The following is an 18,292-nucleotide window of genomic DNA, read 5'->3' as shown; positions in this document are numbered from 1 at the left end:
GGTGAGATGGAGATGAAACCGATCGGTCGTTCATTTGATCAGCTAAAAGGGCGGGTAGATTTTCGCGTGAGATACAATCAGATTAAAGAAAGTGTCCTAGCTGATGAAGATGTAAAAGCTTTTTTAAAGGAGCATCAAGAGGACATCCAAGAAGACATGATCAATCGCAGCTTGAACAGGCTCTTTGAATATGTACAACAATCAAAGGGCTGTTCTTACTGCTTAGAGGAAGAGAATGTAAATGTCATTTTAGACGGGTATCACCCGAAGCTTGTGATCAAAGGTCAGAGCATTGATATTGAATATTCCCCTTGTCCTGTCAAACTGCGACTTGATAGACAGAAAAAACAGCAAGAACTCATGAAAAGCATGTACATTCCGCAGAATGTTCTTCAAGCGACGTTTGCTGATTTAAATGTGGTTGGAAGACAAGAAGTCATTCAAAAAGTAGGTCAATTCCTGCAAAGTTATGATGAAACAGGTAAGGGAAAAGGCCTCTATTTACATGGAAAGTTTGGGGTCGGAAAAACATTTATTCTGGCAGCGATTGCGCAGCAGCTAGCGGTAAAAGAGTATCCATCTCTCCTTGTATACGTGCCTGAATTTGTGAGAGAGTTAAAAAATTCGTTAGCTGATCATACACTCGAAGAGAAGCTGAATATGGTCAAATCAACACCAATTTTAATGCTTGATGATATTGGAGCAGAGTCGATGACAAGCTGGGTACGAGATGAACTTTTAGGAACAATCTTGCAATACCGCATGGCAGAGCAGCTGCCGACTTTTTTCTCTTCTAATTTCTCACCGAATGAGTTAAAGCATCACTTTACGTACTCACAGCGCGGGGAAAAAGAAGAGGTGAAGGCAGCTCGATTAATGGAACGTATTCTCTACCTAGCTGAACCAGTTCTGCTTGAAGGAGAAAATCGCCGTCATTTATAAAAAGATAGGTCACGTGAAGGGGAGCGGATGAAATGAATAAAAGAAAATGGCTGCTTTTCCTCGTGATTGGGGTTCTAGCTGCTGTGCTATGGTGGCTCAACAAACAGCATCTTCAACTGTCGCCGAAAGATGTGAAGAATTGGATTCTTCAATTTGGGATGCTAGCTCCCTTTGTCTTTCTTTTCTTATCACTTTTTCGTCCATTTGTGCTTGTCCCTCTCACCGTCTTTTCGCTAGCAGCAGGTTTGGCATTCGGCAGTGTCCTTGGGACCATTTATGCCTTAGCCGGTGCGACAGCAGGTGCAACAGGATCTTTCCTGCTTGCCTCAACCTTCCGTTCAAACAAGCAGGAAACCGAATCAAGCAATCGGAAGCTAAAAGCGGTGACGTCCCGTATTCAAGAGCATGGATTTCTTTATATCCTCTTATTACGCATTGCGCCCATTCACTTTGATTTTGTCAGTTATGCCGCAGCAGCTTCACGTGCGAATTATCGTGCATTTGCGGCGGCGACTTTTTTAGGGTTAATACCTGGTACTGTGGCGTTAAATGTCCTTGGATCAAGCTTTGTGAGCGGAAATTATGCCGCCTTAGCGATTGTTTGTTTGATTTATTTGATCTTTATCTCAGTGTCACTGATTTTAAAAAGAAAGATGCCTGATTTATTTTAGGCGTCTATTTTTTATGTTCCCCCCATATATATGTAACAGATGTCGTTAGGGGGGACAAACATGCTTGAAATAATCTTTGAAGATGAATATGATACCGCCGCTTTTTTACATCTTGCTGAACACTTGGACAGTCGGCATCACATTTCGATTCAACAAGGGAAAGACCGGCTTCTCATAGAAGCGAAGAAATCAGGAGAAGCCATAGAGCACATTGTGCGGACATTACTGATTCACTTTTTTTTGGAATGCAAAGAAAATGAACGCATGCGCAGCATCCTTGAAAACACATACTTATTTAAAGATCCAGAAGAGCAGCACCAAATTCTTTCAATCGCCCATAGCATCATGAAAGGGGATCTAGATGATATTCCTGGAATTCATCAAGACCCACCGAGGGAGGATCTGTTAAAAAAAGAGCTTGAGACGATTTCTTTACAGAAAGGTGTTTTTTCCATTGGTTCATTTATGACATTTAGGCTCTCAGCGTATGACAGAAGGCTGAAGAACTATGTTGAAGTATCCATCGAAGAATATAAAATGGAACAAGAATATCAAAACTTTATTCAATCCCTTCGAGACTATGTGATGTCAAGAGAACCTAAGCTTGAAAAAGTACATGTTGTACATCAGGACCGCCTGATGATTTGGGAATTTCGGTACGCTTCTGAGCGTGATCAAAAACAATACATAGACAGACAGTTTGTAAGAGAGCATCCAATGTATATTGATTCGCAGTTGATTGCACCGCTTGTATCCATTGCGCCACAAAAGATTGACCTATTTACAGATGATACAGGTCACTCGATGGTGCAAACCATTCAAAATATTTTTCAAGAAAGAGTTGAGGTATTCCCTTCTCATTCGTTTCAGGAACAGCATGTTCAATTTGTTCCTAGTCATTTGGAAAAGAAAAGTGAAAAGCTTTCTTGATTTTCACGAAAAAACGTTTTATAATACGGTGTAACTTCATACAGAGACCGTATTGATAAGGACATGAACAAATGAACACCCGCTTAAAGAGAGGGAAGCCGTGGCTGAAAGCTTCCTAGCAGAGGACCATTTGCTTTACCACCTTTGAACATCAGCTGTGAACTGTTTAGTAATAGCTGACGGGAATTCCCGTTATTGAACCACAAGCCGTATTTGCTTTTGACAAAGCAAGCTGCAAATACGGGAAAAAGGGTGGAACCACGATTCCGTTTATTCAACCTCGTCCCTTTCCAGGGGGCGGGGTTTTTATATTGCCAAAAAAAGGAGTGACTAGAGATGTCAGAACAAATTCAACTTACATTTCCAGATGGAGCAGTCAAGGAGTTTGACAAAACAGCTACAACAGAAGACATCGCGGCATCAATTAGCCCAGGCCTAAAGAAAAAAGCGCTTGCCGGTAAATTGAACGGCAAAGAAATAGATCTGCGTACGCCGCTGTTAGAAAGTGGAACAATCGAGATCATCACAGATAAGAGTGAAGAAGCGCTCGATATTATGCGCCACAGCACAGCGCATTTACTAGCACAGGCAATCAAACGCATTTATGGAAAAGAGCATCACGTCCAGTTTGGCGTAGGCCCTGTCATCGAAAATGGCTTTTACTATGATGTCGACATCGATGTAGCGATTACACCTGAAGATTTACCAAAGATTGAAAAAGAAATGAAAAAAATCATTAACAGCAATTTGCCGATTGAGCGCATTGAAGTTTCTAGAGAAGAAGCGAAAGCACGCTTTGAAGCAATTGGCGATGAATTGAAGCTAGAGCTGTTAGAAGCAATCCCAGAAGGCGAAGCCGTCACAATTTATGAGCAAGGTGAATTCTTCGATCTATGCCGCGGTATTCACTTGCCGTCTACAGGGAAAATCAAAGAATTCAAGTTGTTAAGCCTTGCAGGTGCTTACTGGAGAGGCGACAGTAACAACCAAATGCTTCAGCGTATTTACGGAACAGCTTTCTTCAGTAAAGAAGAATTAAACGAGCATTTACGTCTGCTTGAAGAAGCAAAAGAGCGTGATCACCGTAAACTAGGCAAAGAATTGAAACTGTTTGCGAACTCTCAAAAGGTGGGCCAAGGTCTTCCGCTCTGGCTGCCAAAAGGGGCCACAATTCGCCGCGTCATTGAGCGTTATATTGTTGATAAAGAAGTACGCCTTGGTTATGAGCATGTGTATACACCCGTTCTTGCGAGTGTAGAATTGTATAAAACATCAGGCCACTGGGCGCATTATCAAGAAGACATGTTCCCTGTGATGGAAATGGACAATGAAGATCTTGTTCTCCGTCCAATGAACTGTCCGCACCATATGATGATTTACAAAAACGAGCCGCATAGCTATCGCGAATTGCCAATTCGGATTGCAGAGCTTGGTACAATGCACCGTTATGAAATGTCAGGTGCTTTATCTGGCCTTCAACGTGTTCGCGGGATGACATTAAACGATGCCCATATCTTTGTTCGTCCAGATCAAATCAAAGACGAATTCATTCGTACAGTTCGCCTAATTGAAGAAGTGTATCAAGACTTTGGCTTGAATGACTACACATTCCGCTTATCTTACCGTGATCCAGAAGATACTGAGAAGTACTTCGACGATGATGCGATGTGGAATAAAGCGCAGTCTATGCTGAAAGATGCAATGGACGAGCTTGGACATGACTACTATGAAGCAGAAGGCGAAGCGGCATTTTATGGTCCTAAGCTTGACGTCCAAGTAAAGACAGCTCTTGGAAAAGAAGAGACTTTGTCTACTGTACAGCTAGACTTCTTACTTCCAGAGCGTTTCGATCTCACATATATCGGAGAAGATGGAAAACACCATCGTCCAGTTGTCATTCATAGAGGAGTTGTGTCCACAATGGAACGCTTCGTTGCTTTCTTAATTGAAGAATACAAAGGAGCTCTTCCAACATGGCTGGCACCTGTACAATTCCAAGTCATCCCGGTTTCACCATCTGTCCATCTAGATTACGCGAAAAAAGTGCAAGAACGTTTGCAGCTTGAAGGACTGCGTGTAGAATTAGACAGTCGTGATGAAAAAATAGGATACAAAATTAGAGAAGCGCAAATGCAAAAGATTCCGTACATGCTGGTTGTCGGTGATCAAGAAGCAGAAAATGGCGCGGTCAATGTAAGAAAATATGGGGAACAAGATTCAGAAACAATGGACCTCGAAGCTTTTGTGAAACATGCAGTCGCAGAAGCAAAAAAATAATGAAGGCGAACGAAACAGTCAGTGATCTCATCTATTGAGGTTGCTGGCTTTTTTCTTATGGAAAAAAATTCTCCACTAGTGATCCAAGTACGCAAATGATACGTTTAGATAGTACGAAAGTATGGGTAAGTATGTACTATTAGAGAGAGGCAAATTGGGGGAATGAAAGCGATGATTCAAACAACAAACAGTTTATCAACACAAGTATTAGAGCAATCAGCCGTTCTTCGAGCGTTAGAACACTCACTGGCGATGATTGAATTTGATGTCACAGGTAAGGTCCTATGGGTCAATGATATTTTTGCAAAAGCCATGAAATATTCAAAGGAAGAAATGATTGGTTTAAAGCATAGACAGTTTTGTCCTCCGCATATTGCAGAAGACGCAAGTTATCAAATGTTTTGGAAGCGTTTGAAGAATGGTCAAGTGTTTCAGGAAAAGGTGCAGCGGATCACGAAGTACGGTGACACCTTATGGCTTGAAGCGACGTATACACCAGTGCTCGATGAAGAGGGGAATGTAGTGGCTGTCGTGAAAGTGGCAACAGATATTACGGAGAGAGAAGACACAATGAAGCAGGTAGTAGAAGACCTAAAGGATATGTCTGCAAAATTAATGGAGCGAGCGGAAATCGGCATCCAGCATAGTCAAAGTGTAAATGCTTCTTTTGAACATATCGCGAATGAAACTGATCAAAACATGAGTTTGCTAGAAGGGTTAACAGAGCAGGTGGAGTCGATCAGCTCAATTGCTACAACGATTAACAGTATCGCTTCCCAAACGCAGCTGCTGGCATTGAATGCGGCCATAGAAGCTGCGCATGCGGGTTCCTATGGAAATGGCTTTAGTGTCGTCGCGGCAGAAATCCGTAAGCTTGCGACAGATTCAAAGGAAGCGATCGTAAAGGTAGATCGTTATGTGAAGGCGATCCATTTAGAAGTTGAAAAGGTCAGCAGCGGAACAAGCCGTGCAAAGACAAGCGTGTTTACAAACCGGGATCTTGTCAAGCAAGCAAGCGAGGAATTCATGAATGTAGGAGAAGCAGCACGAGGCTTAGATCGTCAAGCACAAAGTTTAGCAGCAATTGTATAGCCGAAAACGAAAAAACACCCAATCTCGATCAGAAGGGTGTTTTTCCTATGGTTTATTTTAAAATATCAAACAATTCGTGTAAGTCTTTAATTTCATAATCTGGTGTCACATCTGTTTCATTTTTCTTGCCATGACGATTGATCCAAACGGTTTGGATGCCAGCGCGAGAAGCGCCGAGAATATCTGTTTTTGGATTATCTCCTACCATGATGACGTCATCTTTTGTGAGATTTAACAGCTGAAGGCAGTGCTCAAAGATGCCAGGATCAGGCTTTCCTTTTCCGTAATCTCCTGAAATCACAATTTCATTAAAGTAAGGGGCAAGTTCCGGAACACCTGCAAGTTTTTCTTTTTGCAGACTAGGATCTCCATTTGTTAAAAGGAGTAATTCATAGGTGCCCTTCAGGCGCTCTAAAACAGGATACGTTTCTTCATAGACATACGGGCGTTTTCTGCGCTCTGCTGCAAAGAAATCTGCTAAGTATTGACCAAATGCTTCATCATCAATGCCTGCCTCTTTTAAGCCGTTCGTCCAAGCATTTTTGCGATACTCTGGTGCAAGGGCGTTCAGCTTTTGAAAGCCTTCGCTAATCGGCTCACTAAAATTAGACCACAGTCCTTCAAAAGGATTAATGCCAATCATAACAGTATAATCATATGTTTCATAAGAAGAGTACAGCTTTCTTGCTTCTTCACGCACGATCTGTTCAAACGATTCTGGATCAAGTCCATATTTCTTTTCCGCTTCCCTGCATGTTTCCTGAAAAGTGGTATGAATGCTTTTTTCATCCCAAAGCAAAGTATCATCTAAATCGAAAAATACGGCTTTCATGATCTTCTCCCTTGTTATGTATGTAGTTACCCTCAATTGCATGTGACAGGCTCATGTTCATTTTACAATAGAAGTTTTAGAGTTTAAATAGATTATTTAGTAATAAAAAAAGTGCACAAAAATGTGCACTCTTACATTATTTTGATAAATCAATGGTCTTATACTTACCGCCAGTCCATCCTAGTCCTGATGAGACTTGAAGCGAGAATTTCTTTTCGTTTGGAACTTCAAAAGCAATTTTACCTTTTTTAGATAATTTAGGATTTATTTGTTTTAAGAAGAAACTTGAATCGGTATCATTTACATACATATTATTTGTTGCAAGTGATTTGTATTCTGTGCCGTCTTTGCCAATTAACCTGAACATCTCAGTATCTACCATTCTACCTTTTTTACCTGTATTTTTGACCGTTATTTCAACAATCACAAATTTGCCGTCTGTCGTTACATCACTCATATACTGTTTTTGTAAAGATTTCGCTTCTGTTACGCTGTTTACTTGATAAGTAAAGTCTTCGACTGCTACTTTATCTCCAATTTTATGCGTTTTTTCTTTATTATTTTTCTTTTCGCTACTCGTTACTGCATTTTTAGAACCAGTGTTTGATGTATTATCTTTTTTGTTGCCGCCCCCAGCCATACAAGATACAAAGATAATGATCAAAATGAGAATAATGATACTAAGACACCCAATCTTAAAAAACTTTTTCAAATAAATCCCCTACTTTTCCTTATTTTATTAAATGAATTTGAATACTTCTCCAATGATAAGTCTAAAGGATTATAAAATCAATCATTTTTTTGAAAAAATAGATATAATATCCTTTTTTATATGTAATATGATTTATATTTTTGTTTATTTTGTGTATACAACTTGATTTATATCGGTGTATTAATGAAATATTGAAGGAATTGAAGAGACTTTATTTTCTTTTTAAATAAGTCTTGCCCAAAACGTTTCGTCATGCTAAAATGAAAAAGTTGTTTCAAGAGTTCGGTTACTTGACGGACAAATGAAAATTGTGTAGAATAGTTAACGAATTGAATAGATATCACAAGCAGAAGCACCCGCTTCTCACCTGATTGACACATGTTTGTAGTTGACAGGTTGACCGTACATTTATTTTTTCATGCAAATGTTCGCAGTGTGGGTGTTTTATATGCCCACACTTTTTGTTTGCCTGTAAAACATACAACGAAATGGTCAAAATGAATTGTGAACTCAATTCAAAATCTCATGGAGGTGGCTCACTATTAGCAAAGATCAATTAGTTAATGAAGGTATTCGTGCGCGTGAAGTTCGTTTGATCGGACAAAATGGCGATCAGCTGGGGATTAAAACCCGCCAGGAAGCTCTGGAAATTGCTACGAAAGCCAATCTTGACCTTGTGTTAGTTGCTGCAAATGCAAAACCACCTGTTTGCCGAATCATGGACTACGGTAAGTTCCGATTCGAACAACAGAAGAAGGAAAAAGAGGCACGTAAGAATCAAAAAATCATTAGCTTAAAAGAAGTTCGGTTGAGCCCGACAATCGATGAACATGATTTTAACACGAAGCTCCGTAATGCAATCAAATTCCTTGAAAAGGGAGATAAAGTGAAAGCTTCTATCCGTTTTAAAGGCCGTGCGATTACGCATAAAGAAATCGGACAGCGCGTGTTAGACCGTTTCTCTGAAGCTTGCGCTGAAGTAGCAACAGTAGAAACAAAACCTAAGATGGACGGACGCAGCATGTTCCTCATGCTTGCACCAAAAGTCGAAAAGTAAAAGTAACAGAGGGAGGAAACATCCAATGCCAAAAATGAAAACTCACCGCGGATCTGCTAAACGTTTCAAAAAAACAGGTTCTGGTAAACTTAAACGTTCTCATGCGTACACAAGTCACTTGTTCGCTAACAAATCTACAAAGCAAAAACGTAAATTGCGTAAGAGCGCAATCGTAAGTGCTGGAGATTTCAAACGTATCAAACAACAACTTGCAAACATCAAGTAATCTGGAATAGGAAACATAGGAGGGAATTACAATGCCAAGAGTAAAAGGCGGAACTGTGTCGCGTCAGCGTCGTAAAAAGGTTCTTAAATTAGCAAAAGGTTATTTCGGTTCAAAACATAGATTATATAAAGTAGCAAACCAACAGGTGATGAAATCTGGAAACTACGCTTTCCGTGACCGTCGTCAGAAAAAACGTGACTTCCGTAAACTATGGATTACTCGTATCAATGCTGCAGCTCGTATGAACGGTCTTTCTTACAGCCGTTTAATGCATGGCTTAAAGCTTTCTGGTATCGAAGTAAACCGCAAAATGCTTGCTGATCTTGCTGTGAATGACCTAAACGCATTCAACCAGCTTGCTGATGCTGCAAAAGCACAACTAGACAAGTAAGTCATATAAAAGATCATTCCGCCAAGGAGTGATCTTTTTTTCTCATCATGTGAGGTGAAATCAATGAATATCGCTCTGATCGTGCTGCTCATCTTGGTCAATGTCTATGGGTTTTGTCTCATGGGAGAGGATAAACGCCGAGCGAAAGCACACAAATGGAGAATATCAGAAGCGCACTTATGGAGTGCCGCAGTACTTTTTGGTGCTGCTGGGTCATTTCTTGGCATGCAGTATTTCCGTCATAAAACGAAGCATCCTGCCTTTCAAATGGGTATGCCTGCTTTAATTATTGTCCAATTGGTGATATTGGTCTATCTCAATCTCATCTGAAAAGGGAGCAGACGCCGTTAAGTCGGCGTATCTGCTCCCTTTTTTTGTTTGATTTTTTTGATGGGCTGATCCCAATCAATTTTTGTTTGAGGATACCGTTCAATGATGTTTTCCTCAAGTTTTTCAAAGTCTTCTAATGTGAATTCATTTAGCTTCTCAGGTGACTCCGTCCAAACGTAAATGGAGTGGACAAACAGAGGATGATCCTTAGAAGGAACATGCTTCTCCCCTTCAAACAAGACACCTTTATAGACGAAATTAAAATTTTTACGGGCATTTTGCTGTTCGTCCATAAAATAAAAGCCTTCTTTTAATTGTGCTTGTTTCAGCTTTCTTCTCGGGTTTGAGAAGAATTTTACCGCCATGTAGAAAATATAGACAAGCAATGCAACAAGAGCAAGTCTAATGAGGATGACAAACATGACAGGATGCACCTCCAATACCGTTATCTGATGTACTACGAATGAGAAAGACAAAAGGTTTCAACTTTTTTTAAAAAAATATTTCGATTAACGAAAAAATATTCATAAAAAGATCGTATTGAACGAAAGAGGTTTTGTATAATAAGAATGCACCATGAAGAAAAAGGAGGATACACAGAATGACAAAACTAGATCAAACATTAACTATGCTGAAAGACCTAACGGATGCAAAAGGGATTCCAGGAAATGAACGTGATGTAAAAAAAGTCATGCAGTCATACATAGAAACATATGCGGATGAAGTCTCTACAGACCGCCTTGGCAGCTTAATTGCTAAGAAGGAAGGAAATGCAAATGGGCCTAAAGTGATGCTTGCTGGTCACTTAGATGAAGTAGGATTCATGGTGACAAAAATCGATGACAAAGGCTATATTCGTTTTCAAACGGTCGGTGGCTGGTGGTCACAAGTTATGTTGGCGCAGCGTGTCACCATTGTGACGAAAAAAGGAGACATTATAGGTGTGATTGGTTCTAAACCGCCACATGTCTTATCACCAGAAGCACGAAAGAAATCAATCGAAATCACAGATATGTTCATTGATATTGGGGCTTCGAGCAAAGAACAGGCAATGGAATGGGGCGTCCTCCCTGGAGATCAAATCGTACCTTACTTTGAGTTTACGGTAATGAATGACGAAAAAATGCTTCTTGCAAAAGCCTGGGACAACCGTATCGGCTGTGCAGTAGCGATTGATGTCATGAAGAATTTAAAGGATACTCAGCATGAAAATATTGCATACAGTGTAGCAACTGTCCAAGAGGAAGTTGGCTTACGCGGAGCTAAAACAGCTGCAGCTACAATCCAGCCTGATATTGGATTTGCTATTGATGTTGGAGTAGCAGGTGATACACCAGGTATTACTGAAAAAGAAGCAACAAGCAAACTTGGCAAAGGACCAACGATTGTTGTATTCGACGCTTCCATGGTTTCTCATAAAGGGCTTCGCGATTTTGTTGTCCAAACTGCAGATGAATTAAACATTCCTTATCAATATGATTCCATGCCAGGTGGAGGAACAGATGCTGGAGGTATTCACTTAACAGGTCATGGCGTTCCATCACTATCCATCGGGATTCCAAGCAGATATATTCATACCCATGCAGCCATGATTCATCGAGATGATTATGAAAATGCGGTGAAGCTTTTAACAGAAGTCATCAAAAGACTTGATCAAAAAACGGTCGAACAAATTACGTACGGTTCTTAATGATGAAACCTTTCCTCAGTATGGGGAAAGGTTTTTTAATTGCGTTGAATTTCCCAGGAAATGAACTTTGGAATGTAAGTTGTGTCAAAAGAACTATTTTCAGTAAATGAAGTGATATTTTTCTAGTGAGGAAGGCACATGTGATCTATCTTGTATTTATGTAAGATGAAATCAATAAAAAGGACAGAGCCAATTGAGGCTCTGTCAAAAGAGAGTTTATGGAAGTAGGTGAAGCTTATTTTAGATTAAATCAATTATTCCTATTTGTCAACTAGGTTTTAAAAGAAAGAAAAATCAATCAATTTATGTTATATTTGTAACAAATTGTTTATACAAAGGGGATGGTTAAATGAATGCGGTTTCAATTGTGATAGGATCGATGTGTATTTTAGCGATTGCCTATCGCCTCTATGGCACGTTTATGATGGTGAAGGTATTAAAGGTCACAGATGATCATCCTACACCGGCTCATGCACTCGAGGATGGGAAAGATTATGTGCCAACAAACAAATGGGTCACATTTGGGCATCACTTTGCTGCAATTGCCGCTGCTGGTCCATTAGTTGGTCCGATTTTAGCCGCACAATTTGGGTATTTACCTGGTCTCCTTTGGCTCTTAATTGGAGCGGTGATTGGCGGAGCTGTTCATGATCTTGTGGTCTTGTTTGCTTCGATGCGAAAAAAGGGGAAATCACTATCCGAGGTAGCGAAAGAGGAGCTTGGTCCTGTGGCAGGATTTTGCACAGGGCTCGCCATGTTATTTATTATTACAATTACAATGGCAGGACTGTCCATGGTTGTGCTTCATGCTTTAGAACGAAATCCTTGGGGAACCTTTGCAGTTGGTATTACCATTCCAATAGCGATGGGAGTCGGCCTTTATTATAAAAAGACTGGCAATTTAAAGCTGGCGACATCTGCGGGATTCATATTACTGATGTTGGGGGTATTCCTTGGGCCGAATATTCAAGGAACAGCACTTGGAGATTTGTTAACACTTGATACAAAAACGCTTGCTCTTGCTCTGCCAATCTATGCTTTTTTTGCTGCGGCCCTGCCGGTTTGGTTGCTTTTGGCACCAAGAGACTATTTAAGCAGTTTTATGAAAATTGGTGTTTTCATCGCGCTGATTGCGGGAATCTTTGTGGTTAATCCAACCATCCAATTTCCGGCGTTTACGGAGTTTGTAAATGGAGGAGGGCCTGTCTTAGCTGGACCTGTATGGCCTTTTATTTCAATTACCATTGCTTGTGGCGCGATTTCTGGTTTTCATGCATTTGTTGGCTCAGGCACAACGCCAAAAATGCTAGATCGTTGGAGTGATATGAAGCCGGTGGCGTTTGGCGCGATGCTCGTAGAATGTTTAGTGGGAATCATGGCGTTAATTGCCGCTACTGCGCTTCATCCGGGAGATTATTTTGCAATTAATAGTACACCTGAAGTGTTCCGTACGCTTGGTATGAGTGTCGAGAATCTTCCTCAACTAAGCAAAGAAATCGGTCTTGACTTAGAAGGAAGAACAGGTGGAGCTGTTACATTAGCTGTAGGGATGGCGTACATCTTTACGGGTATTCCGTTCTTTAGTCATTTGGCCTCTTATTTCTTCCAATTCGTGATTATGTTTGAAGCCGTCTTTATTTTAACGGCGATTGACGCAGGAACCCGTGTCGCGCGATATTTGATCCAAGACTTCTTTGGAGAAGCATATAAACCGCTGAAACGAAATGACTGGTTACCAGGTTCAGTCTTTGCAAGTGCACTTGCTTGTTTTATGTGGGGATACTTGCTTTACTCTGGAGACATTGGGTCCATTTGGGCACTCTTTGGCGTGTCAAACCAATTAATGGCCTCGGTCGGATTAATCATTGGGGCGACGGTTGTATTAAAAATTGCGGATAAAAGACGGTATATGTTGACTTGTTTAATTCCACTTGCTTACTTATATGTGACGGTGAATTATGCGGGTTATTGGATGGTTGCGAATGTCTATCTCAATCCTGAAGCATCTGGCTACAGTGTACTGAATGCCGTGCTTTCGATTATTATGCTGATTTTAGGTTTTGTCATTATCGTGTTCGCTATTAAAAAGTGGATCGAGATTTGGCGCGATCCTGCTCTTCGAATGGAGACGCCAATCACTGGCTAAATGAACAAAGCCGGCTTGCTCAGAGATAAGCAAACCGGCTTCTTGTTATTGCTGATGCTCAGGCTTTAAGCCCTGCTCTAATGTTTCAAGAATTTCATTTTTTTCATCTTCTGATGCCTCTTGCCATAACACCTCAAACAAAACGCCAAGCCCTGGCAGCATTTTTTCCTCGCCACTTTGAATCGCATCTAAAATCGTATGCTCAAGCTGCTCTTGATTATGGCCAGTAATGTTTTGAATCACTGCGCCTCTTAAATTAAAATCCATTGCCCACACTCCTTTTTTGATGGTGATAGCCCTATTCTGTCTCAAAGACAGGTTTATTATGTAGTGTGCTTGAGATATAATAAATTCATGATATTTAAAGGAGTTAAAGTCGCTTGAAATATATAGAATCAGCTAAAAACGCACACATTAAACAATGGAAAAAGCTCCATACAAAAAAAGAACGAACGAAAACAGGGCTGTTCCTTGTTGAAGGAAAACACTTAGTAGAAGAAGCATTGAAAAGCGGGGTTGTAAAAGAGTTAATGGTCGCAACGCCTGACATGCTCCCTGCTGACATCGAGCCTGACATTGAGCTGTATGAATTAAGTGAAGAGGCTTTTACTGCGATGACGGAAACGGAAACACCTCAGCAAATCGCAGCGGTTTGTACAATTCCTGTATTTGAGGAGAAAAAGTATGAACGAATGCTTCTGTTAGATGCAGTGCAGGATCCGGGGAATTTAGGCACACTCATTCGGACAGCAGATGCAGCGGGGCTTGATGCTGTGATTCTAGGGGATGGAACCGTTGATGCGTTTAACGGAAAAACGCTCCGTTCAGCACAAGGGTCTCATTTTCACCTGCCTATCTTAAAACAAACGCTACAACAGACAATTCCAGCATTAAAGGCGCAAGGCATACCTGTATATGGCAGTGCTTTGAAAGATGCGAAAGAGTATAGACACATAGCATCAGAAGGTCCATTTGCGTTAATTGTAGGCAACGAGGGAGCAGGTATTGATCCAGAGATTCTTCAAATGACAGATCAAAATTTATATGTTCCAATGTACGGACAAGCGGAATCATTAAATGTGGCTGTGGCAGCAGCGGTTCTTGTCTATCATTTGCGCGGATAGTGTTGCATCACGTCCTATTTTTCACTATAATGAAACTAATATTTTAAAAACCATGATAGAGGAAGATTGTTTCACGGAGCGTCCTAATAGGGAGAATGCATCGTAGACTGAAAGTGCATTTAAGGAATGCTGAAACAGGAATTCACCTCTGGAGTTGTCACCGGGACCGCAGGTTTTGCGTAAAGGTGAACCGGATTCGTTTGATTCCGTTATGTCAATGAAGCTTATTCGCACATATATTTGTGCTTAACAAGGGTGGTACCGCGACCACAACTCGTCCCTTCTTTTTTGGAGGGGCGGGTTTTTTTATTGTCTTCAAACAATCAAACACCCGTTTATTCAGACGGTTTTGTATATTAAAAGGAGGATAACACTCATGCAAGAAACGTTAAAACAGCTTGAAACAGAAGCGATAGCGAAGGTAGAAGCAGCCAGCTCGCTCAAAGAAGTCAATGATATTCGTGTTCAATATTTAGGGAAAAAAGGTCCGATTACAGAAGTGCTGCGCGGAATGGGCAAGCTTTCCGCTGAAGAAAGACCAAAAATGGGCGCACTTGCAAATGAAGTGAGAGAGCAGATTGCTGGTGCCATTGCTGAAAAAAATGAGCAGCTAGAAGCAGAAGAAGTGAAAAAGAAACTGGCTTCTCAAACCATTGATGTCACATTACCAGCAAGTCCGATCAAAATCGGGGCAAGACATCCATTAACGATTGTCGTAGAAGATATTGAAGATTTATTTATCGGCATGGGCTATACCGTTGAAGAGGGCCCAGAGGTAGAAACAGATTACTATAACTTTGAAGCGCTCAATCTTCCAAAAGAACATCCGGCACGTGATATGCAGGACAGCTTCTATATTACTGAAGACACACTCATGAGAACGCAAACATCACCCGTTCAAGCACGTACACTTGAGAAATATAAAGGCCAAGGCCCTGTGAAAATCATCTGCCCTGGTAAGGTATATAGACGTGACAGCGATGATGCCACTCACTCCCATCAATTCATGCAAATTGAAGGACTTGTGGTCGATCACAATATTAGCATGAGTGACCTCAAAGGGACGCTTGAGACAGTCGCAAGAAAAATGTTTGGTGAAGATCGTGAAATTAGACTGCGCCCAAGCTTTTTCCCATTCACAGAACCTTCCGTTGAAGTTGATGTGTCATGCTTTAAATGCGGCGGGAAAGGCTGTTCTGTATGTAAAGGAACAGGCTGGATTGAAATTTTAGGTGCAGGAATGGTTCACCCGAATGTATTGAAAATGAGCGGATTTGATCCAGATACTTACCAAGGCTTTGCTTTTGGAATGGGTGTTGAACGTATTGCCATGCTGAAATACGGCATAGATGACATTCGTCATTTCTACACAAATGATATTAGATTCACGAAGCAATTTAAGCAGGACTAAGAGGAGGAAATCAACATGTTTGTTTCATATAAATGGTTAGAGGACTATGTCGATTTAGAAGGCATTCAGCCGGATGAATTAGCAGAGAAAATCACAAGAAGCGGAATTGAAGTGGAAGCCGTTGAGTATAAAGGCGAAGGCATCAAAGGTGTTGTCGTTGGACACGTCATTGAACGTGAACAGCATCCGAATGCGGATAAATTAAACAAATGTCTTGTTGATATCGGCGAAGACGCACCGGTGCAAATTATATGTGGGGCTCCAAATGTGGATAAAGGACAGCATGTGGCCGTCGCAACGGTTGGTGCAGTCCTTCCTGGAAACTTTAAAATTAAAAAAGCAAAACTGCGCGGTGAAGAGTCTCATGGCATGATTTGTTCTCTGCAAGAATTAGGCGTAGAGAGCAAGCTCGTACCAAAAGAATATGCAGAAGGTATCTTTGTTTTCCCGAATGACGTGAAACCAGGAGATGATGCCCTTCAAGCGCTTCAATTAGATGACGCGGTACTTGAACTTGGCTTAACACCAAACCGTGCCGATGCCCTTAATATGCTAGGAGTGGCTTATGAGGTTGCTGCCATTTTAGGGAGAGACATCAAGCTTCCTGATACAGCGCATGACACTTCTTCTGAAAAAGCAGCAGACTATATTTCTGTTAAAATTGAGGATCAAGAAGCGAATCCACTTTATGCAGCGAAGATCATTAAAAATGTAAAGATTGGACCAGCACCACTTTGGATGCAAACAAGATTGATGAATGCAGGTATCCGCCCAATTAACAACGTCGTGGATATTACGAATTTTGTCTTACTTGAATACGGTCAACCTCTACATGCCTTTGATTATGACCGGTTTGGTTCAAAGCAGGTGGTCGTTCGTAAAGCGGCTGAAAATGAAATGATTCAAACTCTGGATGAACAAGAACGTACATTGTCTTCGAAGCATCTTGTCATTACAAATGGCACAAAAGCGCATGCTGTTGCAGGTGTCATGGGCGGTTTTGAATCAGAGGTGCGTGATGAGACGACAACGATTCTTTTAGAAGCGGCATATTTCAACGGTCAAACCGTCCGTCAAGCATCTAGAGACTTAGGGCTTCGCAGTGAATCAAGCACACGATTTGAAAAAGGGCTCGATCCGCAGCGGACGAAATCAGCAGCCGAAAGAGCAGCGCAATTGATCAGTATGTATGCAGGTGGCGAAGTGCTAAGTGGTACAGTTGAGGAAAACCACCTTGAAACAAGTATGAATGTCATCCACGTATCAACTGAGCGTGTGAACAAGGTGCTTGGCATGAGCATTTCAAAAGAAGATATGATTCAGATTTTCAACAAACTAGGCTTTACTGTGGGTGAATCAAATGATGTGCTTGTCGTAACGGTTCCTTCCCGCAGAATGGATATTACGATTGAAGAGGACCTCATTGAAGAAGTCGCGAGATTATACGGATACGACAATATTCCATCTACACTGCCTGCGACAGCTGGTACCGTTGGCGGTCTCACGCCATACCAAGTGAAGCGCAGAAAGGTGAGACGTTTCTTAGAGGGCGCAGGGCTTTCTCAAGCGATTACGTATTCATTAACGAATCAGCATAAGTCCACAGCCTTTGCTTTAAATTCAGCTTATCAAACAAGACTTTCCCTGCCAATGAGTGAGGAACGCAGTGTGCTGAGACAAAGCCTTCTGCCAAACTTACTTGATTCTGTCGCATATAACTTAGCAAGACAAGCTGATTCTTTTGCCTTTTACGAAACAGGTTCTGTTTTCTTAGCGGAAACGGAAGGCGCAAAACCAGTAGAGAAAGAGCATGTGGCAGGTGCGTTAACAGGTCTTTGGCATAAAAATCTTTGGCAGGGCGAGAAAAAAGCTGTCGATTTTTATGTAGCGAAGGGTATTGCAGAAGGGCTGTTTGAAAAGCTTGGTGTATCAGAAGAGATCACGTATGTTCAAGCAGAGCGTGAGGGCCTTCACCCAGGACGTACAGCCGATGTTCATTTAAATGGAAAAGTGATTGGCTTTGTAGCTGCACTTCATCCAGTAGTGGAAAAGGAATTAGATTTAAAAGAAACGTATGTATTTGAATTTGATTTAACAGATGTAATGACGTCTGAAACAGAGGATATGAAATATACGGCTATTCCGAGATTCCCAGCAGTGACAAGAGACATCGCACTTGTCGTAGATCAGCATATTTCAAGCGGACAGCTTGAGCAAGTCATTTATGAAGCTGGCGGCCAATTGCTCACAGACCTTTCCGTCTTTGATGTGTATGAGGGTGAGCATATGGAAGAAGGCAAGAAATCTGTTGCATTCTCTCTGCAATATTTAAACCCAGAACAAACGTTGACCGAGGAAGAAGTCACGGCTGTTCATACAAACGTATTGAAAGCATTAGAAGATACGTATCAAGCCGTCTTGCGCGGATAATAAAAAGAGCTATCGCTTTATGCGCGATAGC

18 protein-coding genes and 2 other annotated features are annotated in these 18,292 nt (G+C 41.3%); of the genes, 14 read left to right on the top strand and 4 right to left on the bottom strand.

The window, feature by feature from the left end:
* Positions 1–12 precede the first annotated feature (12 nt).
* The 5 genes from dnaI to NSQ70_RS12940 all read left to right on the top strand — a co-directional run bounded on the left by dnaI (position 13) and on the right by NSQ70_RS12940 (position 5,912).
* Positions 13–942 (top strand): primosomal protein DnaI, encoded by a 930-nt coding sequence (gene dnaI, locus NSQ70_RS12960; protein ID WP_008346034.1) that lies wholly within the window; start codon positions 13–15, stop codon positions 940–942.
* 32 nt (positions 943–974) lie between these two features.
* Positions 975–1,613 (top strand): TVP38/TMEM64 family protein, encoded by a 639-nt coding sequence (locus NSQ70_RS12955; protein WP_342502198.1) that lies wholly within the window; start codon positions 975–977, stop codon positions 1,611–1,613.
* Between the two features lie 60 nt (positions 1,614–1,673).
* The gene (ytxC, locus tag NSQ70_RS12950) at positions 1,674–2,543 is read left to right on the top strand and encodes a putative sporulation protein YtxC (RefSeq protein ID WP_039168873.1); all 870 of its coding nucleotides are present in this window, start codon (positions 1,674–1,676) and stop codon (positions 2,541–2,543) included.
* Positions 2,544–2,586: 43 nt separating this feature from the next.
* Positions 2,587–2,834, top strand: a binding site (T-box leader).
* Positions 2,835–2,879: 45 nt separating this feature from the next.
* The gene (gene thrS, locus NSQ70_RS12945) at positions 2,880–4,820 is read left to right on the top strand and encodes a threonine--tRNA ligase (RefSeq protein WP_007501674.1); all 1,941 of its coding nucleotides are present in this window, start codon (positions 2,880–2,882) and stop codon (positions 4,818–4,820) included.
* 171 nt (positions 4,821–4,991) lie between these two features.
* On the top strand, positions 4,992–5,912 hold the full coding sequence (locus NSQ70_RS12940) for a methyl-accepting chemotaxis protein (RefSeq protein WP_342502197.1): 921 nt from the start codon (positions 4,992–4,994) through the stop codon (positions 5,910–5,912).
* 52 nt (positions 5,913–5,964) lie between these two features.
* On the opposite strand, the gene NSQ70_RS12935 is transcribed toward NSQ70_RS12940, so the two are convergent.
* Complete coding sequence (locus tag NSQ70_RS12935) at positions 5,965–6,744, bottom strand: HAD family hydrolase (RefSeq protein ID WP_024718651.1); 780 nt, start codon at positions 6,742–6,744, stop codon at positions 5,965–5,967.
* Between the two features lie 136 nt (positions 6,745–6,880).
* Complete coding sequence (locus tag NSQ70_RS12930; RefSeq protein WP_039168866.1) at positions 6,881–7,456, bottom strand: DUF4352 domain-containing protein; 576 nt, start codon at positions 7,454–7,456, stop codon at positions 6,881–6,883.
* A 338-nt stretch (positions 7,457–7,794) separates the two neighbouring features.
* Positions 7,795–7,926, top strand: a sequence feature (ribosomal protein L20 leader region).
* Between the two features lie 71 nt (positions 7,927–7,997).
* Between NSQ70_RS12930 and infC the strand changes: the two genes are divergently transcribed.
* From infC to NSQ70_RS12910, 4 genes are all read left to right on the top strand, one after another.
* Complete coding sequence (gene infC / locus NSQ70_RS12925; protein ID WP_024718649.1) at positions 7,998–8,513, top strand: translation initiation factor IF-3; 516 nt, start codon at positions 7,998–8,000, stop codon at positions 8,511–8,513.
* Positions 8,514–8,538: 25 nt separating this feature from the next.
* Entirely contained in the window at positions 8,539–8,739 is a 201-nt protein-coding gene (gene rpmI, locus NSQ70_RS12920) for a 50S ribosomal protein L35 (RefSeq protein ID WP_003216324.1), read from the top strand.
* A 31-nt stretch (positions 8,740–8,770) separates the two neighbouring features.
* Positions 8,771–9,130, top strand: coding sequence for a 50S ribosomal protein L20 (rplT, locus tag NSQ70_RS12915; protein ID WP_007501659.1), 360 nt, complete (start codon positions 8,771–8,773; stop codon positions 9,128–9,130).
* A 63-nt stretch (positions 9,131–9,193) separates the two neighbouring features.
* Entirely contained in the window at positions 9,194–9,460 is a 267-nt protein-coding gene (locus NSQ70_RS12910) for a DUF1294 domain-containing protein (RefSeq protein WP_138278846.1), read from the top strand.
* 17 nt (positions 9,461–9,477) lie between these two features.
* On the opposite strand, the gene NSQ70_RS12905 is transcribed toward NSQ70_RS12910, so the two are convergent.
* Positions 9,478–9,882 (bottom strand): hypothetical protein, encoded by a 405-nt coding sequence (locus NSQ70_RS12905; RefSeq protein WP_008346017.1) that lies wholly within the window; start codon positions 9,880–9,882, stop codon positions 9,478–9,480.
* Positions 9,883–10,061: 179 nt separating this feature from the next.
* Between NSQ70_RS12905 and NSQ70_RS12900 the strand changes: the two genes are divergently transcribed.
* Together NSQ70_RS12900 and cstA are read left to right on the top strand one after the other, a co-directional pair.
* Positions 10,062–11,150, top strand: coding sequence for a M42 family metallopeptidase (locus NSQ70_RS12900; protein WP_326241333.1), 1,089 nt, complete (start codon positions 10,062–10,064; stop codon positions 11,148–11,150).
* Positions 11,151–11,499: 349 nt separating this feature from the next.
* Positions 11,500–13,296, top strand: coding sequence for a carbon starvation protein CstA (gene cstA / locus NSQ70_RS12895; RefSeq protein WP_041092520.1), 1,797 nt, complete (start codon positions 11,500–11,502; stop codon positions 13,294–13,296).
* Between the two features lie 45 nt (positions 13,297–13,341).
* Here cstA and sspI read toward each other — a convergent pair whose 3' ends face one another.
* Positions 13,342–13,563: a small acid-soluble spore protein SspI gene (sspI, locus tag NSQ70_RS12890; protein ID WP_008346010.1), complete on the bottom strand. Its 222-nt coding sequence runs from the start codon at positions 13,561–13,563 to the stop codon at positions 13,342–13,344.
* 113 nt (positions 13,564–13,676) lie between these two features.
* Here sspI and NSQ70_RS12885 point away from each other — a divergent pair, with 113 nt between their 5' ends.
* From NSQ70_RS12885 to pheT, 3 genes are all read left to right on the top strand, one after another.
* The gene (locus NSQ70_RS12885; RefSeq protein WP_041506747.1) at positions 13,677–14,420 is read left to right on the top strand and encodes an RNA methyltransferase; all 744 of its coding nucleotides are present in this window, start codon (positions 13,677–13,679) and stop codon (positions 14,418–14,420) included.
* Between the two features lie 376 nt (positions 14,421–14,796).
* Positions 14,797–15,831: a phenylalanine--tRNA ligase subunit alpha gene (gene pheS, locus NSQ70_RS12880; protein WP_008346004.1), complete on the top strand. Its 1,035-nt coding sequence runs from the start codon at positions 14,797–14,799 to the stop codon at positions 15,829–15,831.
* A gap of 15 nt (positions 15,832–15,846) precedes the next feature.
* Positions 15,847–18,261, top strand: coding sequence for a phenylalanine--tRNA ligase subunit beta (gene pheT, locus NSQ70_RS12875; RefSeq protein ID WP_039168856.1), 2,415 nt, complete (start codon positions 15,847–15,849; stop codon positions 18,259–18,261).
* Positions 18,262–18,292: the final 31 nt, after the last annotated feature.

Origin of the sequence: Bacillus sp. FSL R5-0397, from assembly GCF_038593395.1 — a bacterium.
Taxonomy (GTDB): Bacteria; Bacillota; Bacilli; order Bacillales; family Bacillaceae; genus Bacillus; species Bacillus altitudinis.
This window is presented reverse-complemented; position numbering and strand designations above follow the sequence as displayed.